The 25,148-nt window shown below is 69.8% G+C and carries 22 protein-coding genes and 1 pseudogene; 11 read left to right on the top strand and 12 right to left on the bottom strand.

Annotation, left to right across the window (positions count from 1 at the left end; genetic code table 11):
- Positions 1 to 362: 362 nt before the first annotated feature.
- Complete coding sequence (locus ACWIHT_RS38075; protein ID WP_456173061.1) at positions 363 to 2,300, bottom strand: amylo-alpha-1,6-glucosidase; 1,938 nt, start codon at positions 2,298 to 2,300, stop codon at positions 363 to 365.
- Positions 2,297 to 3,769 (bottom strand): MGH1-like glycoside hydrolase domain-containing protein, encoded by a 1,473-nt coding sequence (locus ACWIHT_RS38070; RefSeq protein ID WP_456173060.1) that lies wholly within the window; start codon positions 3,767 to 3,769, stop codon positions 2,297 to 2,299. Before ACWIHT_RS38070 ends, ACWIHT_RS38075 begins: the two co-directional genes overlap by 4 nt.
- Before the next feature lie 120 nt (positions 3,770 to 3,889).
- On the opposite strand from ACWIHT_RS38070, the gene ACWIHT_RS38065 reads away from it, so the two are divergent.
- The 3 genes from ACWIHT_RS38065 to ACWIHT_RS38055 all read left to right on the top strand — a co-directional run bounded on the left by ACWIHT_RS38065 (position 3,890) and on the right by ACWIHT_RS38055 (position 9,484).
- On the top strand, positions 3,890 to 5,092 hold the full coding sequence (locus ACWIHT_RS38065) for an ROK family protein (protein WP_456173059.1): 1,203 nt from the start codon (positions 3,890 to 3,892) through the stop codon (positions 5,090 to 5,092).
- A gap of 479 nt (positions 5,093 to 5,571) precedes the next feature.
- Positions 5,572 to 8,292, top strand: a complete 2,721-nt coding sequence (ppdK, locus tag ACWIHT_RS38060) for a pyruvate, phosphate dikinase (RefSeq protein ID WP_456173057.1) — start codon at positions 5,572 to 5,574, stop codon at positions 8,290 to 8,292.
- A 730-nt stretch (positions 8,293 to 9,022) separates the two neighbouring features.
- On the top strand, positions 9,023 to 9,484 hold the full coding sequence (locus ACWIHT_RS38055; RefSeq protein WP_456173055.1) for a hypothetical protein: 462 nt from the start codon (positions 9,023 to 9,025) through the stop codon (positions 9,482 to 9,484).
- Positions 9,485 to 9,607: 123 nt separating this feature from the next.
- Here ACWIHT_RS38055 and ACWIHT_RS38050 read toward each other — a convergent pair whose 3' ends face one another.
- Entirely contained in the window at positions 9,608 to 10,231 is a 624-nt protein-coding gene (locus ACWIHT_RS38050) for an S-4TM family putative pore-forming effector (RefSeq protein ID WP_456173053.1), read from the bottom strand.
- Positions 10,232 to 10,476: 245 nt separating this feature from the next.
- Between ACWIHT_RS38050 and ACWIHT_RS38045 the strand changes: the two genes are divergently transcribed.
- Entirely contained in the window at positions 10,477 to 11,346 is an 870-nt protein-coding gene (locus tag ACWIHT_RS38045) for a hypothetical protein (RefSeq protein ID WP_456173052.1), read from the top strand.
- 237 nt (positions 11,347 to 11,583) lie between these two features.
- On the opposite strand, the gene ACWIHT_RS38040 is transcribed toward ACWIHT_RS38045, so the two are convergent.
- Positions 11,584 to 11,817, bottom strand: coding sequence for a hypothetical protein (locus ACWIHT_RS38040; RefSeq protein WP_456173051.1), 234 nt, complete (start codon positions 11,815 to 11,817; stop codon positions 11,584 to 11,586).
- Positions 11,814 to 12,875: a DUF1152 domain-containing protein gene (locus ACWIHT_RS38035; protein WP_456173050.1), complete on the bottom strand. Its 1,062-nt coding sequence runs from the start codon at positions 12,873 to 12,875 to the stop codon at positions 11,814 to 11,816. Before ACWIHT_RS38035 ends, ACWIHT_RS38040 begins: the two co-directional genes overlap by 4 nt.
- 47 nt (positions 12,876 to 12,922) lie before the next feature.
- Here ACWIHT_RS38035 and ACWIHT_RS38030 point away from each other — a divergent pair.
- Positions 12,923 to 13,167, top strand: a pseudogene (locus tag ACWIHT_RS38030) (GntR family transcriptional regulator); the annotation flags it as partial.
- Between the two features lie 605 nt (positions 13,168 to 13,772).
- Here the strand turns inward: ACWIHT_RS38030 and ACWIHT_RS38025 are convergent.
- Together ACWIHT_RS38025 and ACWIHT_RS38020 are read right to left on the bottom strand one after the other, a co-directional pair.
- Positions 13,773 to 14,012 carry a hypothetical protein gene (locus ACWIHT_RS38025; RefSeq protein ID WP_456173049.1) on the bottom strand — a complete coding sequence of 80 codons (240 nt, stop codon included), beginning with the start codon at positions 14,010 to 14,012 and terminating at the stop codon, positions 13,773 to 13,775.
- 194 nt (positions 14,013 to 14,206) lie between these two features.
- A complete protein-coding gene (locus ACWIHT_RS38020; RefSeq protein WP_456173048.1) occupies positions 14,207 to 14,731 on the bottom strand; it encodes an excalibur calcium-binding domain-containing protein in 525 nt (174 codons plus the stop codon).
- 214 nt (positions 14,732 to 14,945) lie between these two features.
- Here ACWIHT_RS38020 and ACWIHT_RS38015 point away from each other — a divergent pair, with 214 nt between their 5' ends.
- Positions 14,946 to 15,872: an oxidoreductase gene (locus ACWIHT_RS38015; RefSeq protein ID WP_456173047.1), complete on the top strand. Its 927-nt coding sequence runs from the start codon at positions 14,946 to 14,948 to the stop codon at positions 15,870 to 15,872.
- Positions 15,873 to 15,882: 10 nt separating this feature from the next.
- Here ACWIHT_RS38015 and ACWIHT_RS38010 read toward each other — a convergent pair whose 3' ends face one another.
- The 4 genes from ACWIHT_RS38010 to nirB all read right to left on the bottom strand — a co-directional run bounded on the left by ACWIHT_RS38010 (position 15,883) and on the right by nirB (position 20,394).
- Positions 15,883 to 16,713: an SDR family NAD(P)-dependent oxidoreductase gene (locus ACWIHT_RS38010; protein ID WP_456173046.1), complete on the bottom strand. Its 831-nt coding sequence runs from the start codon at positions 16,711 to 16,713 to the stop codon at positions 15,883 to 15,885.
- A 79-nt stretch (positions 16,714 to 16,792) separates the two neighbouring features.
- Positions 16,793 to 17,377 carry a TetR/AcrR family transcriptional regulator gene (locus ACWIHT_RS38005; protein ID WP_456173045.1) on the bottom strand — a complete coding sequence of 195 codons (585 nt, stop codon included), beginning with the start codon at positions 17,375 to 17,377 and terminating at the stop codon, positions 16,793 to 16,795.
- A gap of 54 nt (positions 17,378 to 17,431) precedes the next feature.
- On the bottom strand, positions 17,432 to 17,782 hold the full coding sequence (gene nirD / locus ACWIHT_RS38000; RefSeq protein WP_456173044.1) for a nitrite reductase small subunit NirD: 351 nt from the start codon (positions 17,780 to 17,782) through the stop codon (positions 17,432 to 17,434).
- Positions 17,779 to 20,394 carry a nitrite reductase large subunit NirB gene (gene nirB, locus ACWIHT_RS37995; protein ID WP_456173043.1) on the bottom strand — a complete coding sequence of 872 codons (2,616 nt, stop codon included), beginning with the start codon at positions 20,392 to 20,394 and terminating at the stop codon, positions 17,779 to 17,781. The genes nirD and nirB overlap by 4 nt, the downstream gene beginning before the upstream one ends.
- A 258-nt stretch (positions 20,395 to 20,652) precedes the next feature.
- Between nirB and ACWIHT_RS37990 the strand changes: the two genes are divergently transcribed.
- From ACWIHT_RS37990 to ACWIHT_RS37980, 3 genes are read left to right on the top strand one after another with little or no spacing between them, the layout of a single operon-like run.
- A complete protein-coding gene (locus ACWIHT_RS37990; protein ID WP_456173042.1) occupies positions 20,653 to 21,156 on the top strand; it encodes a hypothetical protein in 504 nt (167 codons plus the stop codon).
- Between the two features lie 9 nt (positions 21,157 to 21,165).
- On the top strand, positions 21,166 to 22,461 hold the full coding sequence (locus ACWIHT_RS37985) for a sensor histidine kinase (RefSeq protein WP_456173040.1): 1,296 nt from the start codon (positions 21,166 to 21,168) through the stop codon (positions 22,459 to 22,461).
- A 15-nt stretch (positions 22,462 to 22,476) separates the two neighbouring features.
- Complete coding sequence (locus ACWIHT_RS37980; protein WP_456173039.1) at positions 22,477 to 23,124, top strand: response regulator transcription factor; 648 nt, start codon at positions 22,477 to 22,479, stop codon at positions 23,122 to 23,124.
- Positions 23,125 to 23,157: 33 nt separating this feature from the next.
- Here ACWIHT_RS37980 and ACWIHT_RS37975 read toward each other — a convergent pair whose 3' ends face one another.
- Positions 23,158 to 23,895: a class I SAM-dependent methyltransferase gene (locus ACWIHT_RS37975; RefSeq protein ID WP_456173037.1), complete on the bottom strand. Its 738-nt coding sequence runs from the start codon at positions 23,893 to 23,895 to the stop codon at positions 23,158 to 23,160.
- A gap of 130 nt (positions 23,896 to 24,025) precedes the next feature.
- Between ACWIHT_RS37975 and ACWIHT_RS37970 the strand changes: the two genes are divergently transcribed.
- Both ACWIHT_RS37970 and ACWIHT_RS37965 read left to right on the top strand, forming a co-directional pair.
- Positions 24,026 to 24,532, top strand: a complete 507-nt coding sequence (locus ACWIHT_RS37970) for a SigE family RNA polymerase sigma factor (protein ID WP_456173182.1) — start codon at positions 24,026 to 24,028, stop codon at positions 24,530 to 24,532.
- 11 nt (positions 24,533 to 24,543) lie between these two features.
- Positions 24,544 to 25,092, top strand: coding sequence for a hypothetical protein (locus ACWIHT_RS37965; RefSeq protein WP_456173036.1), 549 nt, complete (start codon positions 24,544 to 24,546; stop codon positions 25,090 to 25,092).
- Positions 25,093 to 25,148: the final 56 nt, after the last annotated feature.

Here is a 25,148-nt window from a genome sequence, read left to right as displayed (position 1 = left end):
CGGCCCCGGCTTCGGTCTCGTCCTCGGCGCCGGTCGATATCGCTATCGCGTCGCCCGGTGTCGAGGACGAGGTCGAGGTCGGGGTCGGGGCCGGTGTCGATTCCGTGTCGCCGTCGCCGTCGACGTCGCTGGTGACGTCGACGTCCGGCGGCCGTACCTCGCCATCGGCTGCCCCGGCCGTGTTCGGTGACTTGCGCGTGCTCGTGTGCTGAGGCAACCCGAAGGTCCTTCCATGAGGAGCCCGTAGTCGGAGTGGCGGCCCGAACTGGGGAGGAAGGGCCGCCTTCATTCCGTACGAGTTGCCCCATGCCCCTGTTCACGGAACTGGGCAAACACCCGGCAAACGGCTTATCACCGTTGCGTCACGCGCCCCCTACCGCCGTGAGCAGCGCCAGCGGAGCCGCCGCCGACCTGGACTCCCGTACACACGCGTGCGGGTACGGGACCGGCTCCGGGTGGGTGCCGCGGCCGTAGCCCGCGAGGACCTCCGGGAGACGGTGGCCGGCCGCGGTCGCCGCGTCGACCAGCGCGTGGGCGACCGTACGGGCCTCGTCGTGCAGGCCGTAGCGCGAAAGCCCCAGCGTGATCAGCGCGTTGTCGTGCGGCCACACCGAACCCCGGTGGTAGGAGAGGGGGTGGTACGCCGCCTGGCCGGAGGCCAGCGTGCGGACGCCCCAGCCGGAGAAGAAGTCCGGTTCCAGGAGCCTGCGGCCGACCAGTTCGCCGTACTCCTTGTCGAGGAGGCCGGACCACAGCAGATGGCCCGCGTCGGACGCCAGCGCGTCGACCTGGCGGCCCTCCCCGTCCAGCGCCAGCGCCGGGAAGGAGTGCTCCCGCATCCAGAAGTCCTGCTGGAAACGGTCCCGCAGGTCGGCCGCCGCCTGCTCCAGGAGGGCCGCGTACGTCTCGTCCTCCCACACCGTCCGCGCCACCCACGCGGTGCGGCGCAGCGCGTCGTACGCGTACCCCTGGGCCCCCGCCGCCATCACGGGACCGCTTGCGCGGGTGCCGTCGGCTCCGCAGATGGCGCCGGGGGAGTCCTTCCAGTTCTGGTTGGCCAGGCCGCCCTGGTCGGCGCGGTAGACCAGATAGCCGCGCGAGGTGAGGCCGCCGTGGTCGAGCATCCAGCCCACCGCCGCGCGGGCGTTGGGCTCCAGGCGACGGGCGAGTGCCGTGTCGCCGGTCTGCTCGACGTACGCGCCGAGCAGCACCAGGAACAGCGGGGTCGCGTCGACCGAGCCGTAGTAACGCCCGTACGGCACCTGCCCGAAGTGCGCCAACTCACCGTGCCGCACCTCGTGCACGATCTTGCCGGGCTGGGACACCGACTCGGGGCCGACCGCCGTCGCCTGGGTCGCGGCGAGGGCGGGGAGGGTGGCTGCGGCGAGTTGGGGGCGGTAGGGGAGCGCGAAGAGGGACGTCAGGAGCGCGTCCCGGCCCAGGAGGGTCAGGAACCACGGCGCGCCCGCCGCCGGTACCCGCAACTCCTCGCCGTCGAGGCCCGTCGCCGGGACCTGGAGCGAGGCCAGGTCCGACAGGCCCCGCGCGCAGGCGGCGGCCAACTCCGGCCAGCCGGTGGGGAAGGAGATGCCCTGGACGTACTCGCCCTCCAGCGCGAGGAGTTGCTCGTTCAGCGCGGACGGTGAGCGCGGTACCCGCAGGGCCCGCTTGTCGCCGTGCGGGCGGGCCATCACCCGCAGCGCCAACTCGGCGGTGCCGTGCGGTTCGAGGTCCAGGGTCCACACCATGCGGCGGGCGCCGGTGCCCGTCTCCTCGACGCCGTCGGGGGCCGGTTCGGCCGTGACCGTCGTACAAGAACGCCATTCGCCGCGCTGGTAGGCGAACTCCACGCCGTCGTCGAGGACTTGGCGGGAGCGGGTGGCGCCGGTCTTCGCGTAGGTGCGGTAGTCGGAGCGGAGTTCGAACTGGTCGGTGAAGTCGGCGTCCGCGGTGACCGCGAGCCGGACCGTGGTCGGCACCGGCCGGTTGCTGGTCACCTTCAGCGACTCGACGAACGAGCCGTCGCCGACGGCCTGTTCACGGAAGAGCGTGTGCGCGGGCGGCTCCTGGCGCCCACCGCGCGGGACCAGGACACAGCGCGCCATGTCCCCGTCGGCCACCGGTGTCAGTGCCTCCGGCACCGCGCCGTCGACCGTCAACTGCCAGCGGCTCAGGTGCCGGGCGTCCCGTACGAATAACCCGTCCGGGGAACTGCCGCCTCGTACGCCGCTGATGTCCCCGCCGTCGCCCACGGCCGCGAACGTCCCGCCGTGCACGAGCAGATGGTGTCGGTCCGTCATCCCCGGTCCCCTCCCTTGACTCTCTTGGCGCCCTTGACTGCATTGCCGTTCACTTCTGTGCCACGCATGTCGAACGTGCCGAGGCCCGTGCCGGACACGCCGTGCCCGGGGGGCTCGTGAAGCAGATCGAGGGTCAGCGCGGCGGTCCAGCTGAAGCCGGTCGCGCCGCACGCCTCGCCGTCGTACGGGTCGACGTACTCGGCGAAGTCGGTGGCGGCGGCCGTCGCCAGGACGGCGTCACGCAGCGCGTCCGCCCTCGGCCGCTCGCCGTGCAGCCGCAGGCCGCGCTCCAGCAGCCAGCTCGTGTTGAACCAGGCCGGGCCGCGCCAGTACCGGTGCGGATTGAAGGCCTCGCCCAACAGGTCGTAACTGGGCGGGAGTTGGGTGGTGTCGCCGAGCCCGAAGTGCGGTCCGGACGCCGTACGGACGAGGGCCGTGGCGATGTCCCGGGGCAGGTCGGGGAGGAGGAGCGGGATCAGACCGGAGACGCTGCGCTCGGGGATCAGTCCCTCGCCGCGCACGTCACGGCAGAAGAACATGCCCTCGGTCGGGTCCCACAGCCGCTCGATCAGGACGCCGGTGAGGCGCTCCGCGCGGGCGTGCCTTGCCGTGCCGGTCGCGCCCAACTCCCGCGCGATACGCGCCAATGCGTGCTCGGAGGCGATGAGCAGGGCGTTGAAGGACGGGTCCTCCACCGCGAACTCGCTTGCCCCGTCGGCGTATTGGCCGTCCCGGTAGTCCGTCGCGAGCCGCACGTAACGGCCGTAGTCGAGGTCCGTCGGACGGTCCTCGGCGGCCCCGTGGTCGAGGTCGGCGCGCCGGAAGGAGCGGGCCGGGGCGGGGGTCACGCGCGCGAGGGGGGCGTCCCAGCAGGGGCTGTTGTCCATACCCTGTTCCCAGGGGTGCACGACGGACGCGAGTCCGCCCCCGCCCAGGTCGCGCCGGTGCAGCAGATAGCGGTGCCAGGCGGCCAGCTTGGGGTAGACACCGGCCAGGAAGCCGCGGGCGCGGGACAGGCCCGGGTCGGCGCGGTGCACCAGCCAGGCGGCGAGCGCGTGCACCGGTGGCTGCACGATGCCCGAGGTCTGTACGGTGCGCGGGGCGCCCGCGCTGTGCCCCGCGGTCGAGGAGCGCCAGAAGTCGGGGCTCGGGAAGTACGCGTCGAGCGGTACGGAGGGGTTGAAGACGATGTGCGGGATACGGCCGTCGCCCCACTGGGCGGCGAGCAGCGTCTCCAGCTCCGTCTGCGCCCGCAGGGGCGAGAGGTGCCGCAGACCGATCGCGATGAACGCGGAGTCCCAGGACCACTGGTGCGGATACAGACCGCGCGAGGGGACTGTCGAGGCTCCCGTCCAGTTCGCTTCCAGTACTGCAGCCGCCCTGAGGTGCAGGGAACCCGTAGGGGACGGCGGATCGTATACGAGGGTGCGCTCCGTCGGGAGTGCGGTGAGCTGGGCAGTGCGATCCACTGGGGGCTCCACGAAAGACGTCGTGCCGACCGGTTCGGTCATGGCTACCGTAGGGTTACGTCTATTTAACACGCAAAACTCAATATGTAATGCAGAGTTGAGAAACACAAGGGGGTGCGCATGACGGGAAGAGGTCAAGGGAGCGCCGGAGATCTCCTCGAACTGGTGCGCACCGGGCGCGCCACGACCCGAGGGGCCCTCCAGCAGGTGACCGGACTCTCCCGCGCGACCGTCGGCCAGCGCCTGGACCGGCTCTTCCGCGCGGGCTGGTTGCGCGAGGGCGCGGGCGGCCCCGTGGACTCCCCGCTGGGCGGCAGACCCTCGATCACCCTCGAATTCGACGACGCCCACGCCGTAGTCCTCGCGGCGGACCTGGACACCCGCCACGCGCGCGCGTGCGTCCTCTCGCTCACCGGCGAGATCCTCGCGGAGCACGGCGGCACACTCGTCGTCGAGGACGGCCCCGACGTCGTACTCGGCGAACTCGGCCGCTGGTTCGCCGAGTTGCTGGAGAAGGCCGGACACCGGGCGTCCGAGGTCTGCGGGATCGGCCTCGCAGTGCCCGGCCCGGTCGAGACCGACACCGGCCGGGTCGTCCAGCCGCCGATGATGCCCGGCTGGGACGGCTACGACATAAGAGGCCGCCTGGCCCGCGCCTTCACGGACCACACCGGCGCCCCCCGGGTCCCGGTCCTCGTCGACAACGACGCCAACCTCATGGCCTACGGTGAACAGCGCACCGGCCACCCCGACTGCCAGGCCTTCGTCCTGGTCAAGGTCTCGACCGGTATCGGCGCCGGAGTCGTCGTGGGCGGTTCCATCTTCCGGGGGATCGACGGCGGCGCCGGCGACATCGGCCACATCCGCATCCCGGCGGGCGCGCAGGCGCTGTGCCGCTGCGGGTCCTACGGCTGTCTCGCCGCCGTGGCGAGCGGCGGCGCCGTCGCGCGACGGCTGGCCGAGACCGGGGTGCCGGCCGCGTCCGGCTCGGACGTACGGGACCTGCTGGCGTCGGGGCACCCGGGAGCGGCGGCGTTCGCCCGCGAGGCGGGACGGCAGGTCGGCGACGTCCTGGCGACTGTCGTGACCCTGCTCAACCCCGGGGTGCTGATGATCGCGGGAGACCTGGCCGGAACCTCCTTCCTCACGGGCGTACGGGAGCTGCTGTACCAGCGGGCGCTGCCGCGCTCCACCGCTCATCTGCACGTACTGACCTCACGGCTCGGCGAGCGGGCCGGGTTGGTGGGGGCGGGGGCGCTGGTCGTGGAGTACCTGTACGCGCCGGAGCGGGTCGAGGAGCGGCTGCTCGCGCTGGGCATGTGACGCCCGCGGGGGTGTGGTGTCCACGGGCATGTGGCGTCCGCGGGCATGTGACGTCCGCGTTTCGGTTCCGGGACATGTCCGAGGTCTGTCCGATGTCCGTCCGCATGGTGAAATCCGGTCGGGTGTGGAAGCGTGATTCTCACCACCTTTGATAGGGGTGGCGCTCAGGTGAGCGGATCTTGGGCGGCTGCACTTCTCCAAGGGGTGGCACTCCGTGCCACCCTCTGATCGTTCATCGATCGAAAACAGGCGAGCGTGTAGCCCGCTCAGGTGAGCGGAAAATGCCGCAGATGGGCCTGGTCGCGTTCAAGAAGTGAAAACACCCGACGGTGTTCGCTTGCCGAGCTTTGACTTTCGATCCGCTGGCGGACGACCGGTTACGGACGCATGACATGCAAGTGGACGTACCCAGGCGCCTTCGATCTGGGTATGTTCCTGCCCGTCAGGGCAGCCACCCGCGTCCCGAGGAGTCGAGACCCGTGTCGGAAAACAAAGAACCCCACGTAGCGAAGTTCGTCTACGACTTCACCGAGGGAAACAAGGACCTCAAGGACCTTCTCGGCGGCAAGGGTGCCAACCTCGCCGAGATGACCAACCTGGGCCTTCCCGTGCCCCCCGGCTTCACCATCACCACCGAGGCGTGCAAGACCTACCTCGACAGTGGCGAGGAGCCGGCGGCACTGCGTGACGAGGTGAGTGCACACCTCGACGCGCTGGAGTCGACGATGGACAAGAAGCTGGGGCAGGCCGACAACCCTCTCCTCGTATCGGTCCGTTCCGGGGCGAAGTTCTCCATGCCCGGCATGATGGACACCGTCCTGAACATCGGCCTCTCCGACAGGTCCGTGCAGGGCCTGGCGAAGCAGGCGGGCGACGAGCGCTTCGCGTGGGACTCCTACCGCCGTCTCATCCAGATGTTCGGCAAGACCGTCCTCGGCGTCGACGGCGACCTCTTCGAGGAGGCCCTCGACAAGGCCAAGGAGGCCAAGAAGGTCACCGTCGACACCGAACTGGACGCGGCCGACCTGAAGAAGCTGGTCACCCGCTTCAAGCGGATCGTCAAGACCGAGGCAGGACGCGACTTCCCGCAGGAGCCGCGCGAGCAGATGGACCTCGCCATCCACGCGGTCTTCGACTCCTGGAACACCGACCGCGCCAAGCTCTACCGCCGCCAGGAACGCATCCCGCACGACCTCGGCACGGCGGTCAACGTCTGCTCGATGGTCTTCGGCAACCTCGGCCCCGACTCGGGCACGGGCGTCGCCTTCACCCGCGACCCGGCGAGCGGCCACCAGGGCGTCTACGGCGACTACTTGCAGAACGCGCAGGGCGAGGACGTGGTCGCCGGCATCCGAAACACCGTGCCGCTGGCGGAACTTGAGCAGATCGACAAGAAGTCGTACGACCAGCTCATGCAGATCATGAAGACCCTGGAGAACCACTACAAGGATCTCTGCGACATCGAATTCACCATCGAGCGCGGCCAGTTGTGGATGCTCCAGACCCGGGTGGGGAAGCGGACGGCGGGGGCGGCCTTCCGTATCGCGACCCAACTCGTCGACCAGGGCCTGATCGACGAGGCGGAGGCCCTCCAGCGGGTCACCGGCGCCCAGTTGGCGCAGCTGATGTTCCCGCGCTTCGACGACGAGGCCAAGGTCCAGCAGGTCGGCCGGGGCATCGCGGCCTCGCCGGGTGCGGCGGTCGGCAAGGCGGTCTTCGACTCGTACACGGCGGTGAAGTGGTCGCGTTCGGGCGAGAAGGTGATCCTGGTCCGCCGCGAGACGAACCCCGACGACCTGGACGGCATGATCGCGGCCGAGGGCATCCTGACGTCCCGTGGCGGCAAGACGTCCCACGCGGCCGTCGTGGCCCGGGGCATGGGCAAGACGTGCGTCTGCGGCGCGGAAGAGCTTGAGGTGGACACCAAGCGCCGCCGTATGACGGTGCCGGGTGGTCACGTGGTCGAGGAGGGCGACGTGATCTCCATCGACGGCTCCAGCGGCAAGGTGTACTTGGGCGAGGTCCCGGTCGTCCCGTCTCCCGTCGTCGAGTACTTCGAGGGCCGGATGCACGCGGGCGCGGACGACGCCGACGAGTTGGTCGAGGCGGTCCACCGCATCATCGGATACGCGGACCGGGTGCGCCGCCTGCGGGTACGCGCCAACGCGGACAACGCCGAGGACGCACTGCGCGCCCGCCGCTTCGGAGCCCAGGGCATCGGCCTGTGCCGCACGGAGCACATGTTCCTCGGCGACCGCAGGGAGCTGGTGGAACGCCTGATCCTGGCCGACACGGACACGGAGCGCGAGGAGTCCCTCAAGGGCCTACTCCCGCTCCAGAAGGCGGACTTCGTCGAGTTGTTCAAGGCAATGGACGGACTCCCGGTGACGGTCCGCCTGTTGGACCCCCCGCTGCACGAATTCCTCCCGGACATCACGGAGTTGTCGGTCCGAGTCGCACTCGCGGAGTCCCGCCAGGAGTCCCACGAGAACGACCTCCGCCTCCTCCAGGCGGTCCACCGCCTGCACGAGCAGAACCCGATGCTGGGGTTGAGGGGTGTCCGGTTGGGCCTGGTGATCCCGGGCCTGTTCACGATGCAGGTACGGGCGATCGCGGAGGCGGCGGCGGAACGCAAGGCGGCGAAGGGCGACCCGCGCGCGGAGATCATGATCCCGCTCGTCGGCACGGTCCAGGAACTGGAGATCGTCCGCGAGGAGGCCGACCAGGTCATCGCGGAGGTGGAGGCGGCGACGGGCACGTCCCTGAAGCTGTCGATCGGCACGATGATCGAGTTGCCGCGCGCGGCCCTAACCGCGGGCCAGATCGCGGAGGCGGCGGAGTTCTTCTCCTTCGGCACGAACGACCTCACCCAGACGGTATGGGGCTTCAGCCGCGACGACGTGGAGGCGTCGTTCTTCACGGCCTACCTGGAGAAGGGCATCTTCGGAGTCAGCCCCTTCGAGACGATCGACAGGGACGGCGTGGGTTCGCTGGTGAAACTCGCGGCGAAGGCGGGCCGCGAGACCCGCCCGGACCTGAAACTCGGCGTCTGCGGCGAACACGGCGGCGACCCGGAGTCGGTCCACTTCTTCCACGAGGTGGGACTCGACTACGTGTCGTGCTCGCCGTTCCGGATTCCGGTGGCGCGACTGGAGGCGGGACGGGCGGCTTCGGTGGGGCAGGGGAGCGATCACCGGTAGGTCGTAGGGCATCGGCATCCAAGAACCCCGGGACAGTCGTCGGTCATCCTGACCCTCACCGACGCGGCGGTTGCTCCGGATCACGAGGAGAGGGGCGGGACCCTGTGCGGGGGTGCCGCCCCTCTCCGCATTGTCTGCGGAGGCAGTCGAGATTGGTCGCCGGCCAGGGGAGACGGCGTTGTCGAACGTCAGCTTGGGAAGCTTGGGTCTCTTGGCGGCGGTTGCTGGGCTGACCTGTGGCGGAGTGGTGTTGGAGCCCTGGTCACACCCGAGGCAAGTTCCCGCTGTTCCCCGTGATTCCCCGCAGGATCTGGCACGCGAATGGTACGAGGCCCTTCGCCTCGTACGTCTCTTGGCGGAGCTGCTCCGGGAGTGTCTGATCCTCAGCCGACGACAGTCAGCCACGACGGTGGGTGTGCCGACCGATCACGCACGCGTGTGCCTCGCCGCACTCCCACCGGCCTTAGCCACGCCGCCATGTCGTCGACCAGAGCAAGCTGCACTGTCGGAAGCGCGGCGGTGAGTCCTTGGGCGATGACCTCTTCGTCCCGAAGCAACTGGGGTGGGGGTGGTGGCTTGGGCCCGTGAGGCTCTCAACTGCGACGATGGTCCGCAGACGTTCGCGCGTGTTCGCCGTTGTTCGTCGGCGTTGTCACGCGGTTAGACACACACCTTCGGTGGATAAGAGGCACCCTCGACCAAGCGGCCAGGATGCTGGACGATGATTTGGATGGCGTGGGACTGGGTGGGGACGACAGTTGCCGGTCTGTCCGGCGTAGTGGGGACAGTGTTCACCTGGCTGGCGGGGACGCAGGGGCGGCGGCATGCGGAGCAGATGCTGGCCCGCACACAGCAGACTGAACGTCGAGCCAGACTGTGGCACGAGCGTCGGGAGGCCTATTTCGGTGCGCTTCGCGTGATTGACCTCGATCTACGGCGCGAGCGCTACAAGGAGCTGGGGATGCTTGACAAACTCCGTGAGGTCGAAGGGCACTGGACGAAAGCCAAACGGGTTGAGCTCACTACCGAGGCCGCAACTGCCCTGTGGGCGTTCGGTAGCGACCAAATCAGGGATCTAGCAGCTCGGTGGATCAGCGCAAGTGATGCGGACAATGTGGCTGAGATGCGTCAGATCGCAATCGAGTTCCGGGAAACCGTCCGTCAAGAATTGCAGGATGGCAGCCGGGACTGATCGACGTGACTTACAAACACGGTTCCGGACGCCGCTTAGGTCCTGCGCAACGCAGGAGGTCACGGCTATGCGCGTGGCAGATCAGGCGGGACGAGTCCACGAATAGGCCATGCCCAGTGAACACTACATACGTGTTCGCGCTGCGCCTGCTGCTGGCGTACTTGCACCACCCTTAAGAACATCAAGCGGGCGATGAGTCATTCCTGTATCGGCGTACCAGTCCTTATCGCGGATTCCCTTGTAGCGTGCTGCGGCATTTGAGATGACGTGTTGGGGAGGCCGATCGGCGTGAAGGCCGTTCCATGGCAGCTGGAAAATCTCAGTGTCGAACTTCTCTTGGGTCGCCGATGCGCGCGTTCGATACCATTTTTCGACACTCCCAACCACGAACGAGAGAACAAGTAGAAGAATTCCGCCGCCTCCTCCGATCAGGGTCCTTGAACCGGGCTGGGTGAGCGCTGCGACAGCGCTGGCGACCGCCAGTACGAAGACTGTGGCGACGCGGAGGGCGAACACAAATTTGGCATCGGTGTAGAGGCGAGCGAACGCGGAAACCATGCGTCGTCTGTCTGTTGTGTTCTGGGCGTCCCAGATCTTAGGGGAGGTTGGCGTCGCCGTCACTGTGAGTCTCCGCTTGTGTGGGCAACAGACACTGCGATTGAGCAGTGCTAAATAGCTCTGTTGTCGCAGGTGCGTGAACGGGTTTTCCGAGGGATTTCCAGGCCCTGTGAGACGACAGTGACGCATGAGGTTGGTGAGGTGCTTGCTGGACGTATCCGGGGTCGTTGAACCAGGTCAGGGATGCTGCAGATGGTCATCCCGGCCCCCACCGTCACGACTGAGGTTGTCTCCGTCGACGGTAAGTCCTTCGGTGTGGTCAAGGTGGGGCCACCTGCCTGGCGGCCTCGTCAAGCCGACGGGGCGCCGCCCATCGATTGAGAGCGGCGCCCCACGTGGGACAGGTTCGAGCCTCATCCTTATCCGGTCGATCATTGCGGACCATTGCCGCCGATCTACCGGCTCTGAACCTCGGTTCTTCGGCTGCTGAGGTTCGGCGCTGGTCGCTGCTGTTCGTGGTCGTTGGTGTCAGACGCTGGTGTCAGCCGCCGCAGGCGGTGTTGACAGAATGCCCCCGGCTGCTACTGGGGGCGGGAGAACTGATGAAACAACTACCGGGAAGCACGGGAGCGCTGCGCGCGGGTCCGGGAACGGTGATCGAGGGGCGGGAACTCGATGGTTATGAGCTTTTCGGCGGCGAGGTCCTGCCCGTCGAGGACCCCGCCGAGCGGCCCGTCTTTCGCAACATCACCTTGCGCGGTTGTGCAGTGCGCGATTGCTTCTTAGAGGGGGCTCTCCTGGAGGACGTCCTCATCGACGGCCTGACCGCGGCCCAGGACCCCCATCAGCGGGTGCTGGCGTGCGCTTTCCGCCGGGTCGCGCTCCGTGGGCGCATCAGCAATGTCACCCTCTTGCCGGACCTCGGCCTGTCGCATGCCGGGCTGCAGCCCCGGTATCGGCGAGCGAACGGAGAACACTGGGTCGAGCTCATCTCCGAGGGGGACTGGGCCCTCGACATCTCCGGGATCACCAGCGGCCTGGACTTCCGCAGTGCGGTACCGGCCCGTCTGGTGCGCCGAGATCCGGAGACACAGGTGGTGGTGACGGCAGAGCAGGCGGCCGGCGCCGACTGGCGGAGCGTGCCGGGCCTGGAGAAGTCACGGCTGGGCGTGCACATCAGGCTCCTCCAGATTTCGGACCACCGCGACACCATCCTCATTGCCGACAAGTCCGCCCCCGACCGCGCACGCCAGGTCGGGATGCTGCGCGAGCTCCAGCGAATCGGCGCCGCGCAGCCCGACTAGGGCTCGCTTCCCGACTGCCTCCACCACCATCCTCCCCAGCTCCCATCCCGGTGCCGGCCGATCCCCCGCCGGAGGCTCGTTCTGACCGTGGCTTGCCCGTCTAGATTCCTACTCTCGGGCCGTAACATGCTTGCGGCCCCAGGGGCCGGCCCCGGCGCCGAAGGCGCAGAGGGGCCGAGCCCAAGGGGCCAGCCCGCGCTTTGCGCGGGCCCTTGAACCAGTAGAGAAGGTTGTTACTCAGTCGGCACTTGGGGCGGCTGTGATGTTGCGGGACTGTGCTGCGGCTCGTCGGAGAGCGGCGGCTACCTGGTCGGCGGCGTCGGCGGCGTCGGCGGACAAGAGGATCTCTTGGGTCCACAGAATCGAGAGCCTGATGTCACCGTTGAGCAGGTTGGTGGCGACGTCGACTTCCGTGCCGTTGCCGGTGACGTCGTGCACGGTGAGGTCCGGATCGCTGCTGTAGGCGCTCATGGTGTCCGGCTCGGCTCCTGGGGGCCATTGGCCGTAATGCTCCACAACGGTGCTGCGTACTGCTCCGGGTGGCTGTTGAGGAGTAGTTGGCGCAGTTCATCGCGCTGTGAGCCGTCGAGGTTCAGGACCTCTGTGAGGTGGCGCAACGTCGTGTGGGTGATTCCGCGGCTTCGTGCTTCGGCCTCGAACTGGGCCAGCTGTGGCAGTACTGAGTCGGCGTCGAGCCTCGCCGGTTGATGCTCCTTGAGCCAAAGAGCCTTGTTGCGCTCGTAGTCGATTTCCGAGAAGCCGCAGACCTTGCGGCTCAAGGCTTCGGCCTCGTCCAGGTCGATTTCGTGGACGGTCGGGCTGTCGTCGGTGAGGGGGATGGGAAGTGCTGCGTCTCGGATCTCGCATGTGCCCCGTACACCTCGGGCTGTTGCCGCGAGCATTCCGGTTGCTTCGGAGGGGTGCCATTCCAGGACCGAGGCGATCGGTTCCACGTCCTTTGCCGTGAGCGTGTGGATCACTGGGCCGAGCAAGTCGCGCAAGTCTTCGTGTGACAGTTCGCCGTCCAGGCCGGGGCCTGCGACCAACAGCCGTACCGGTGCGTTCACTTGGGCGCATGCTGTCAGCGTCAGGGAGTCGGCGAGAGGGCTCTTCAGTGTCGGTTCGCCGCCTCGGGCCAGCACGTCGCCGCCTATGTCCAGGAGGTCGATCGTGGTCGGCTGCAAGTGGGTGAGCAGTTCTTCGACCTGGCGCGTGACGCCCTCGGTGCCGTGCCTCGGGTCGATCAACGCGATTGTGTGCGGGAGTTCCGCGGCGAGTCGGGGGAGTGTCGAACCTGACGGAGCGATGGGGCGGGCCTCCGCCGGCACCTTGCGGACGGCCGGGGTGATCACTTCGAGGCCGGTGAAGTCGGCGGTGCTTCTTGGGCCCGGTATCGGGTCGATCAGCAGGCGGTCCCACGCATAGGTGAGGATGACCGTCTGGTCCCCGTCGCCGTAGAGGGCGGCGTCAAGCATTGCGGCGGCGACTGCGTCGCCCCCTCCTCCTGCTGCGACGATCAACCGCGTCATGGGCCCGAGCGTAGGGGGTCGGCCCTTGACCACTCACTGTGTAGTGGCTGGAGGATCAGATCCTTCGGGGTGACCTGCGGCCGGGGCGAGGTTCCTTCGGAGCGGCAGTTGGCGGTGAGTTGGAAGGTGTCCCGGTCGACGGCGGCGCGGTCGTTGGAGGTGCTGAGTATCAGGTACTCGTAGAGATCAGGGACTCGTAGAGAAGCGGCAGGGGTTCGGCACGTATGTGCGGAGTCTTGAAGCGAACGGCCGTGCACGGGAGTTGTATGGGCGAGTCAGGCAGACCAGAAAGTGGGCGCCCAGGCTGCTGGAGCGAAGCGAATCCAGGAAGGCACCTGTGCCGGGCCCAGGGCCGAGGAGGAGGTGGCTGACCTTCAACTTGAGCCCCGTTGGGGCGGGGCGCCGCCTAGCGCTGATGCGGTTCTCGCCTGCTGCAACGGTCCGCAGGCGTCCGCGGCGCGCGGATGCCCTGAGCCGCGAGACGACTCGAAGAGCCGCTAATGCTAACTGCCGTGTATGGCCCAGGCGTCGATGACAACCACCGTCAGGATCCACAGGGCTGCGACACCGAGGACGGAACGTTTGACCAGTCGGGTTCGGTGCCGCACCACTGTGGTGAGTTGTTCCGGGTCCCTGCCTTCATGAGGCGGGTAATCCCGCCATCGGCCTGTTCCTATCCAGACTGCCGCCAAAGCCACGGCGATCCAGACAGTCCACTCTCCTAGCCGTTCACCCAGTTCGTACAGCGTCATCCTGTAGGCCCCCCTATCCCCGAAACAGAGGGACTCTACTGCGGCCCCGGGACAGCACTTCGGTGGGGGTCTCGCCGATTCGGGGCGGACACCTGAAGTTCCTGGCGCCGGAGGCACGGCTTACGTCCTGAGCATCGGTCGCGTTCTAACGGTCGATCCCGTCGGGATAGAAGAAGAGCATGCCGAGAAGGAAGAACACCGCCCAGACGATGCCGGACAGAAGCGGGGGAACCAGCCCCATCAGGATCACGGCGCAGCCACTCCATGCCAGCAGCCCGACGAGCATCCAGGGCCGTCGCGCGTAGTGGCGGGCGAGGAAACCAAAACGGTTCCGGACCGTCCGCTGCTGCTTCGGAGCGGGATCGTCGGGCTGCCCGGCATCCATGGCGGGACGGTACCGCCGTCGGGATACGACGGGATACGACGGGATACATCGGGATACGACGGGATACCGGTTCGGAAGACCGTGTCCGCGGACGGGCGCCGAGCCGGGGACGCCACGTGGAACCAGCCCCGTGCCGGCCGGACAGCCGTCGTCACGAACACGATCGGGCCCGCCCCGGCTATCGCCCTCCGCCGTCACTCGCAGGCGACCCCGTCCCCGTCCCGGTCGAGGTGGGAGTCGTAGCCGGGGTCGCCCCGGTGGAGGGGCGTGACACCGGCGGCGCGGGCGGCGGTGCAGTTCGCGTAGTACGTGCTGCTGCCGCCCCCGGAGCCGCTGTCATCGGACCCGGACCCGGACCCGGAACCAGAACCAGATCCGGACCCCGAACCCGAGCCGCTGCCCGCCGCAGCCGCCGCCGCCGTGACCGTCTTGGTGACCTTGACGGTCTTCGTCGCGGTCACCGTGGGCGCGGGCGACGGATCCGCGGTCTCCGTTTCCGTCGCCGTGACCGTCATCGTCGGCTGTGGGCTGGCCGCGGCGGGCTTCGCGTCGCTCGCCGTGTTCTTCTTTCCGTCCTGGCTGGAGCCGCCCGCACCCAGGCCTATGAGGAAGGCCAGGGCGAGGGCCGGGAGCACGTACCGCTTGCGGGCCCAGCGGGGTGTGGGGCGGTCCGGCTGGGGCGCCGGTGGTACGGGTGGCATCGCGTACGGATGTGTCATCTCGTCCCCCTGTGTCTGGTGTGGCCTGGAACGTAGCGCCGGGACGGGGTACGTGAAGGGGGAGTGACCAACCTGTGATGGTCCGTGATCGTCGGGTTACTCGGCGTGGGGGCGCGGGGCCGGTCCGGCTCTCGTACGCTCTTCCTGCACCGGGCACCGGGGTACCGGGGCACCGGGGGCACCGGGGTTCACGCGTCGACGGAAGGAGCCGCCCATGTCCGGTTGGAACGAGAAGGCCGTGCCCGATCAGCGCGGCCGGGTCGCCGTCGTCACCGGGGCCAACAGCGGGATCGGGTACGTCACCGCGCGGGAGCTGGCGCGTAAGGGTGCCCGGGTGGTGCTCGCCTGCCGGAGCGCCACAAGGGGGAGCGAGGCCGCCGACCGGATCGTCGCCGAAGTGCCGGGCGCCGAGGCGCAGTTCGGGCGGCTGGACCTCGGAGACCTCGGCTCCGTACGGGAGTTCGCGGCCACGTTTCCGTACGAGCGGCTCGATCTGCTCGTCAACAACGCGGGCGTGATGGCGATGCCGTACGGCACGACCGTGGACGGCTTCGAGACGCACCTCGGTGTCAACCACCTCGGGCACTTCGCGCTCACCGGGCTGCTGCTGCCCGCGCTGCTCGACGCGCCGGACGCCCGGATCGTCACGGTCTCCAGCTTCATGCACGCGGTTGCCAACATCGACATCGACGACCTCAACAGCGAGCGGCGATACGGTCGTTGGACCGCCTACTCCCGCTCCAAAACCGCCAATCTGCTCTTCACGCACGAGCTGTCCCGGCGGCTCGCGGCGGGCGGTTCGGGGGTGGTCGCCGCGGCCTCCCATCCCGGGTACGCCGCCACCAACCTTCAGGCCGCCGGGCCGCGGGCGGAGGGGCGCAGGGGTGCGGAACGGGTCATGGAACTCGGCAATCGCGTCTTCGCCCAGTCGGCGGAGGCCGGCGCGTTGCCCTCTCTCTACGCGGCGACCGCGCCCGATGTCCGTCCTGATTCCTTCTACGGGCCGCGAGTCGCGATGTGGCGCGGGGCACCGGCCCGTTCGTGGCGGGCGCCGTGGACCCTCAACGACGCGATGGGGCAACGTCTTTGGGCTGCCTCGGAGGAACTGACGGGGGTCGCGTACGACCAACTCAAGCCGTAGGGACGGCTCTTCACGCCGTCGCTCCGCTGTCCACCACCAGGTCCGTGCCCACCACCGACGCCGCGTCGTCCGAGGCCAAGTAGAGGACGGCGGCGGCGACTTCGGCCGTGGCGGAGATGCGGCCGAGGGGGAGTGCGGCCCGTACCCGTTCGGCGCGGTCGGCCTCCGTCTCGCCGGGGCGCAGGGACATGGGGGTGTCGGTGGCGCCGGGGCTGACCACGTTGATACGGACGCCTTCGCGGATGTGGTCCACGGCGGCACCCTTGCTGAGCGCGGCGACCGCGGCCTTGGACGCGGCGTAGGCGGCGGCCCCGGGGCTGCTCGTGTGCACGCCGAAGGTGGACGCCACATTGACGATCGCGCCGCCGGACGGCTGGGCCCGCATCCGCGCGATCTCGGCACGCAGGGCCAGGAACACGCCGGTCACGTTGATGTCGAGCTGGGTGCGCCAGTCCTCCTCGGTGAGGTCGGCGAGGGGGCGCCCGCCCCGGAAGACGCCCGCGTTGTTGACGGCCACGTCGAGCGAGCCGTACCGGTCGACGGCCGCCCGCACCAGCGCGTCCGCGTCGGCGGCCCGCGACACATCGGCGCTCACAGCGAGGGCTTTCCCGCCCCCGACCCTGTCGCCCCCGGCCCCGACCCTGCCGCCCCCGGCCTCGATCAGGGCGACGGTCTCGTCCAGCGGCTCCCGCCTCCGCCCGGCCACGACGACGTTCGCCCCCTCCGCCGCGAACGCGAGGGCGATGGCGCGTCCTATCCCGGACCCGGCCCCGGTGACGAGGGCGGTCCTGCCGGAGAAACGGCTGCTGGAGCGGTCGTTGCTGGAGCGGTGGTTGCTCATGAACGGGCCTCTTTCTAGAACGATCGGTTCAGTATGGGTTCATGAAAAAAGCACCCCGAAGGGTGCCGAGGATGCGCGGTCACTCCAGGAGCGCCAACGCCTGCTCCGCCGCGTCCCGTACCCGCGCCGGGTCGCCGGATGCCCGGCCGACCACCCGCAGCCCCTGCATCAGCACCAGCAGCAGGCGCGCGAGGGCCAGCGGATCGCGGTCGGCGGGCAGTTCGCCCTGCGCCTGGGCCCGTGCCAACGCCGAGTGGAGTACGGCCTCCAGCTGGTCCCAGTTGCGCTCGACGAGGCGGGTCGCGGCCGTGTCGTGCGGGGCGAGTTCGGCCGCCGTGTTGGTCACCAGGCAGCCCAGCGCCCGCAGTTGCTCGTTCGCCGCCTCCGCCGCGTACCGTCGTACGACCGCGCGCACGGGCGGCAGGGCGGGCCCCGGCTGGGACAACTCCCGCACCATCGGCGTGAGTCCCGCCCGGTCGTAGCTCTCCAGTGCCTTCATGTACAGCTCGTGCTTGTTGCCGAAGGTCGCGTAGATGCTGGCCCGTCCGATGCCGAGGTGCTCGACGAGATCGGACATCGACGTCGCCTCGTAGCCGCGCCGCCAGAACAGCTCCAGGGCTGCCCGCAGCGCGGCCTCGGGGTCGAACTCCTTGGTCCTGGCCATGCCCGACAGCCTAGGTTTTTCTGGAACGGTCAGTCAAGTGACCGCCGCTACGCGCTAGGCGCTGCGCACCTCGTACGTCTCCACCCGCACCGACGCGTCGTCCAAACACTCCCCGGAGACCAGATCGAACCGTTGCTTGAGCAGGGGCGAGGCGACGAACGGGCGGCCCTGGTGGGTGCCGGTCAGGCCGCGGGAGAGGACCGCCGCGCCGCTGAAGGGGTCGCGGTTGTCGATGGCGTAGAGGGTGCCGGCGCGGTCGCGGAACAGGGCGACCTGGCGGCCGTCGGGCAGCAGGGCCGCCACTCCGCGGCCGGGGGTGAGCCGGTCGAGGTCGCAGACCGTGAACCAGCCCTCGGTGAGCCGGAGTTGGACCTTCAGGTCGGTCGTCTCGGGAGCCAGGGTCATCGCTGGGCGCTTCCTTCCAGGACGTCTGCGGTCTGCTGGGGCCGCATGCCGATGGTCAGCAGCGGTAGGTCGGGCTTGATCTGGTCGCGCTCGGGGACGAAGCCGACGACCGGGTCCGGGGTGTCCGGCGCGTTCACGAAGGACACGAACCGGCCCAGTTTCTCGGGGTCGTTGATGGTCTCGGCCCACTCGTCGCGGTACCCGGCGACATGCGCGGCCATCAGCGACTCCAGCTCCTCGCAGATGCCGAGCGAGTCCTCGACGACCACCTCGCGGATGTGGTCCAGGCCGCCCGGGATCCGCTCCAGCCATACGCTCGTGCGCTCCAGGCGGTCGGCCGTACGGATGTAGAACATCAGGAACCGGTCGATCAGGCGCACCAGTTCGGCGTCGGAGAGGTCCTGTGCGAGGAGGTCCGCGTGGCGCGGGGTGGCGCCGCCGTTGCCGCCGACGTACAGGTTCCAGCCGTTGGCCGTCGCGATGATCCCGAAGTCCTTCGACTGGGCCTCGGCGCACTCGCGGGCGCAGCCGGAGACCGCGGACTTGAGCTTGTGCGGGGAGCGCAGGCCCCGGTAGCGCAGCTCCAGGTCGATCGCCATCCGCACCGAGTCCTGGACGCCGTAGCGGCACCAGGTCTGGCCGACGCAGGACTTCACCGTGCGCAGGGCCTTTCCGTAGGCGTGGCCGGACTCGAAGCCCGCGTCCACCAACCTCGCCCAGATCAGCGGGAGTTGCTCGACCCGCGCGCCGAAGAGGTCGATGCGCTGGCCGCCGGTGATCTTCGTGTAGAGGCCGAAGTCGCGGGCCACCTCGCCGATCACGATGAGTTTCTCCGGGGTGATCTCGCCGCCGGGGATGCGCGGCACGACCGAATAGGAGCCGTTCTTCTGGAGGTTGGCGAGGAAGTGGTCGTTGCTGTCCTGCAACGCCGCCTGCTCGCCGTCCAGGACATAGCCGCTCGCGCCGATCGTCGGGGCGAGGGACGCGATGATCGAGGCGACCGTCGGCTTGCAGATCTCGCAGCCGTCGCCGCCCCGGGCGCCCTCACGGCCGTAGCGATCCAGCAGATCCTGGTAGGAGTTGATCCGCAGCGCGAGGGCGATCTCGTACAGCTCCTCGCGGGTCTGCGTGAAGCAGCCGCACAGGCCCTTGTCGACCTCGACGCCGCTCGCCTCCAGCTCGGCGGTGACCAGCTGGCCGAGCACCTTGGCGCAACTCCCGCAGCCCGTACCGGCCTTGGTGCACTTCTTCACCTCCGGCACGCTCGTGCAGGAGTGGTCCGTCACCGCGCCGCGGATCGTGCCCTTGGTGACGTTGTGGCAGGAGCAGATGACAGCGGCGTCGGGCAGCGCCGAGGGGCCGAGCTGGACGGCGCCCCCGGAACCGGCCGGCAGCACCAACTGCTCGGGGGAGACCGGCGGTACGGACCCCGTGAACGCGCGCAGCGTGCCGTAGGCCTCCGCGTCGCCGACCAGGATGCCGCCCAGCAGCTCGCCGCCCCGGCCGATGACCAGTTTCTTGTACGTCCCGGCCCGCGCGTCCGAGTAGACGACGTCGAGGCAGTCCGCGGTGGCGCCGTGCGCGTCGCCGAAGGACGCCACGTCCACGCCGAGCAGCTTCAGCTTGGTGGACAAGTCGGCGCCGGTGAACGCCGATTCGTCCCGCGCGATGGTCGCCGCGACCGTCTCCGCCTGCTCGTAGCCGGGCGCCACCAGGCCGTAGACCCGGCCGTCCGCCGCCAGCGCGCACTCGCCGATCGCGAACACCTGCGGGTCGGTGACCGTACGGCACTGCTCGTCGACCGTGATGCCGCCGCGCTCGCCCACCGACAGGCCGCAGGAACGGGCGAGTTGGTCGCGGGGGCGGACACCGGCGCTGAACACCACCATGTCCGTGGCGAGTTCGGAACCGTCCGACAGCTTCATGCCGGTGACGGCGCCGTCCGCGTCGGCGAGGATCTCCTGCGTGCCGGTGCCCGTGTGGACCGTAAGACCCATGTCCTCGATGGTGCGCAGCAGGGCCGCGCCACCGCCCTCGTCGACCTGCACCGGCATCAGCCGGGGCGCGAACTCGACGATGTGCGTGGCCAGTCCGAGCCCCTTGAGCGCACCGGCGGCCTCAAGCCCGAGCAGCCCGCCGCCGACCACGGCCCCCGTCGTGGCCCGCGACTTCGCGTACGCCTCGATCGCGAGGAGGTCCTCGATCGTGCGGTAGACGAAACAGCCGTCGGAGTCCTTGCCCGGGACGGGAGGCACGAACGGATACGAGCCGGTGGCGAGCACGAGGGCGTCGTACTCAACTACCAGTCCGGAGCGGGCCGTTACCGTCCGCGCCGCCCGGTCGATCGTCTCGGCCGGGTCGCCGACGTACAGCTCGATGCCGTGGTCCTTGATGAACTCCGCGTCCGTGAGCGACAGTTCCTCGGGTGTGCGGCCCGAGAAGTACGAGGTGAGCTGGACGCGGTCGTAGGCCGGGCGCGGCTCCTCGCACAGCACGACCACACGGTGCGTGGCGGTCAGGCCGCGCTCGGCGAGCGCTTCGAGGAAGCGCTGACCGACCATGCCGTGGCCGACGAGCACGATGGTGGGCACCACACGCGGATTCGAGGTCATGTCCAGGAGCCTGCGACTTCGGTGTTACCCGACCGCATCACATCTGTTTCCCGTGAGGAACGCTGCCCTCAGCGGGAGCGCGCGGGGGGTGTGAGGGTTCCGGGCGCGCGCCGGGGGCGGGGTGTGAGGACGCGCGGGGCCTTGCCGGTTCGGTTAACCGAACCCCGTACTTCCGTGCAGGCACCATCGTGTACGGCGGGCGGCGGCGGAAACCTGGAGGCATCGGTATTCCGCAGTTCACGGCCGGGAGGAAGCACCATGGGCAGCGTCCGTCATGTGCAGGTTCGCGACACCGAGGCGGTGTGGATGTGGCGGGTCGCCCGCGAGCCCTTCGCCGCCGCCACCTGGCGCCGCACCGCCTACGCCGTACTCGCCCTCCCCGTGGGCCTGGCGTGCGTACCGCTCTCCCTGCTCGGCGCCCCCACGGCCCGCTGGCAGCGGGGCCTGGTCCGCCGTTTCCTGGACGCGGACCTTCCCGGCACCGCGCGGCGCGGCGGCCTGCGCCACGCCCTCCTCGCCACCCCCCTCAACCTCCTCACCGCCTTCATCACGGTCTACGGCTGGGCGATCGTCCCCATGAACCTCGGCTGGCCGCTGCGCGCGGGCGACGACTACTCCGGCGCGTGGGGCGGCCCGACCTTCGCCGGGGCCTGGGCCTTCCACGCGATCCTGGGCGGCATCGGCTTTCTGCTGCTGATGCCGTGGCTGGTGCGCGGCCTCACCGCCGCGCAGGTCCGTGTCGCCAGGTCGCTCCTCTCCTAGGTTGATCCCATGCCGAGCCTCCGCTCCCGCCTCCGCACGCTCGCCGTCGCCACCTTCGGCCGTCGCGCCCTGGCCGCCGTCCTCTACGGAGTGATCGCCCTTCCGCTCGCCCTGGCCGGCTGCTTCCTCACCCTCGTCGGGCTGGTGTTCGGCGGGGCGCTGTCGGTGACCACGCTCGGGCTGTGGCTGCTGGCCGTCACCGTGCGGGGCGCGCTGGCGCTCGGCGCGCTGCAACGGGGGCTCGTGCGGCGACTGCTCGGACTGGAGATCGAACCGCCGGGCGCACCCGGTGGCAGCGGGATCCTCGGCTGGCGGCGGGGCGTCCTGCTGGACCGGGCGGGCTGGCGGGCGGTCGGCTGCGCGCTGCTGACCCCGTTCACGGCCGTCTTCGCGTACGCGGCGGTCGTCGCCGGATACGTCTACGGCGTCCTGCTCACCCTGCACCCGCTGCTCAAACGCTGGAACTACAACACGGTGCACAGCGGCACCGACGGCTCCACGCACCGCGTGTCACTGGAGTTCTTCGGCTTCCAACTCGACTCCTGGCCACGGTGGTTGATCCCGTTCGCGGCCGGACTGCTGTTGCTGGCCCTCGCTCCCGTACTTTTCCGTTACGCCCTCGGTCCGCAGCGCGCCCTGCTGACCGTGCTGCTCGGCCCCGACGCCGCGACCCGCCGGATCCGCACCCTGGAGGAGACCCGCGCCCGAGCCGTCGACGACGCCGCCGCCACCCTCCGCCGTATCGAACGCGATCTGCACGACGGCACCCAGGCCCGGCTGGTCTCCCTGGCCATGCAGCTCACCATGATCCGCGAACTGGTCACCGCCGAGGCCGCGTCCGACCGCGTGCTGGCCGTCGTGGACACCGCCCGGGGCAACGCCACCCAGGCCATCACCGACCTGCGCCACCTGGTCAAGGGCATCCATCCGCCCGTACTCGACGAAGGTCTGCGCGCCGCGCTCACCACCCTCGCCGCCGACAGCGCGCTCCCCGTCACCGTCACCACCGACATCGGCAGCCGCCCCACCCCGGCCGTCGAGACCATCGCCTACTTCTGCGCCGCCGAACTCCTCGCCAACGCGACGAAACACGCCCGGGCCACGGCCGCCGCCGTCGACGTCACCGCCCGCGACGGCGTCCTGCGGCTGCGCGTCACCGACGACGGACAGGGCGGCGCGAGGCTCGGCGCCGGGTCGGGACTCACCGGCCTGCTGGCCCGGGTCCGTACCGTCGACGGCACACTGACCTGCGACAGCCCGCGCGGAGGCCCTACGGTGGTCACGGTCGAAGTCCCCCACACGTGAACGGAGCCGTGCCGTATGCGCGTCGTCATCGCCGAGGACTCGGCCCTCCTGCGCGACGGCCTGGTCCAGTTGCTCCAGTTGCGGGGCGTGGAGGTGGCCGCGGCGGTCGGCGACGCGGAGGCGCTGCTGACCGCGGTCGCGGACCACGCCCCGGACGTGGCCGTCGTCGACATCCGCCTCCCGCCCACCCAGACCGACGAGGGCGTACGGGCGGCCGTACGGCTGCGGGAGCGGTACCCCGCGACGGGCGTGCTGCTGTTCTCGCAGTACGTCGAGACGGCCCACGCGGCCCAACTCCTCGGCAATCCGGCCGGGTTCGGGTATCTCCTCAAGGAACGGGTCGTGGACATCGGTGAGTTCGTCGGCGCGCTGGAACGTGTCGCCGCGGGCGGCACCGCGCTCGATCCCGAGGTCGTCGCCCAACTCTTCGGCGCCGCCCGCCGATCCACCGCCCTCGACACCCTCACCCCACGCGAACGCGAGGTCCTCGCCCTGATGGCGGAGGGCCGCACCAACCACGCGATCGCCACCGCGTTCACCGTCTCCGAGCGCGCGGTCGAGAAGCATGTCGCCAACATCTTCACCAAGCTCGGTCTGTCACCGTCGGAGACGGGGAACCGACGGGTGCTGGCGGTACTCCGATACCTGGAGAACGGGCGCTGAACTCGGCCAAGAACAAGCCCACTTGGCGCAAGGTCACGCTTTCAAGGCGATGAGACGGTACAGCGGGTCCGGGCGGGCCACGTCCTGGTCCGGCAGCGCGGCGAGCCGTCGGCACATGTCGGTCACCTGGTCCGGGGTCGCGTGCGTGGCCCAGGGGATGTGCCCCGCTTCGATCACCTCGCGCCACCTGCGCGGGCCGCGGCCCTGCCCCGTCCCGGGGAACACCGTCCGGCCCGCGAACCCCAGCCCCAGCTCGGCCGCCCGACCGAGTACCAGGGCGGCACGGTCGGGTACGCGGGGTGCGTAGCGGCGCCGCGAGTCCGCCGTGACCCGGGCGATGTCACTGTCCTCGACGAAATACGCGTCGTCCTTGTCGACGGTGGTGATCAGCACCCCGCCGGGCCGCAGCACCCGGGCCGCCTCGGCCAGCACCGGTGCGGGGTCCGGCAGCAGATGCAGCAGCCACACGATCACGACGGCGTCCACCGCGTCAGGCGCGAAGGGCAGCCGCGTGGCGTCGCCGCGCACGACACCTCCCGGAATCCGCCGCCCGGTAAGGCTCAGCATCCCGGGCGAACGGTCGACGCCCACCACCGTCCGCTCCGGCCGCAGCAGTCTCTCGGTCACGATGCCCGTGCCGCACGCGATGTCCAGGATCACGCAAGGCCCTTGCGGCAGCAGCAGCTCCACCGCGTCCGCCGCGGCCCGCGCTCTGGGCTCACCGCCTCGGGACAGGTCGTAGTCCCGGGCCTCGTCGTCGTAGTCGATCACCTGGCCATCCTGTCCCGGAGTCCGCCGCACACGCCCCGTGATCCAGATCACGCCCCCCAAGTGCAGCGCAGCCGGTGCCCCACCGCCTTTTACCCGGTGTAGGCAACCAGTGGGAGCGGAGACAGTGCGCATCGAGCAGGGGCAGGCGGGTGAGTTCGAGGAGTTCGTGGCGGCCCGCTGGTCGGTACTCCTCCATCTCGCGCGTCTGCTGGTCGGAGGTGACCGGCATCGGGCCGAGGATCTGGCGCAGGAGTCCTTGGTCAAGCTCTGGTTCGTCTGGCCGAAGGTCTCCCAGGACGCGCCGGAGGCATACGTCCGCAAGGTGATGGTCCGCGCGGCGGCGCGCTCGGGCCGACGGCGCTGGTGGGGTGAACGCCCCGTCGAGCGGCTGCCCGAGGAGGCGATCGCCGGGGACGTGTCCGCCGACGTGGCGGAGCGGTCCCGGCTGGAGGCCGCGCTCGCCCAACTGTCGCCGAACCAGCGCGCGGCCGTGGTGCTGCGCTACTACCAGGACCTGCCCGAGGGCCAGGTCGCGGAGGCGCTCGGATGCCCGGTGGGCACCGCGCGCTCCCACGCCTCCCGTGGCGTGGCGCGGCTGCGGCAGATCCTGACCGACGCCATCGAGCCGACGCGGTGAAGGAGGACCCCATGGATCAAATGGATCCATTCGAACGGCAGTTGGCACGGATGATGCGCGACACGCACGAGCCCGCCCCCTTCGAGCCGCGACACCGTGCACGTCTCCATGAGGGAGTACGTGTCCGTCGCCGGGCCAGGGTGGTGCGCAGGACCGTCGGCTCCGCCCTGGCCGTCGTCGGTATCGGCATCGGGCTGCTCCTGCTGCCCGCCGGTCCGACCAAGGTCCAGCCCGCCGAGCCCCACCCGAGGCCCGCGACAAGTCCGACATCCACCGGCTCGACCCCGACACCCGGGGCGACCCCGACCGCTCCGCCCACCTCGTCCGCCACGACCTCCCTGGCCGACCCCGGCAGCACGCCCTCGGACACTCCCACGGCGCCCGCCACGACCGGGAGTTCGGCCACGGCCACGGCAACCACGGGCGAGAACACGGGAGTTACGACACCGCCCACCACCACCTCCACACCCACGGAGACGGCGACCGCGCAGAACCTGAACCAGAGCACGCCGTCGTCCTTCACCACGCTGCTCACCGTCTCGCCCGGCTCCGGATCCTGAACCCACCCCCGCCACTGGTGCCTTCGGCATGCCCGGAACCAGTGCACAGAAAGGGC

It is taken from the genome of Streptomyces sp. NPDC002276, assembly GCF_053891435.1.
The sequence above is the reverse complement of the archived record's forward strand: the minus strand, read 5'-3'. Positions and strand labels throughout refer to the sequence as shown.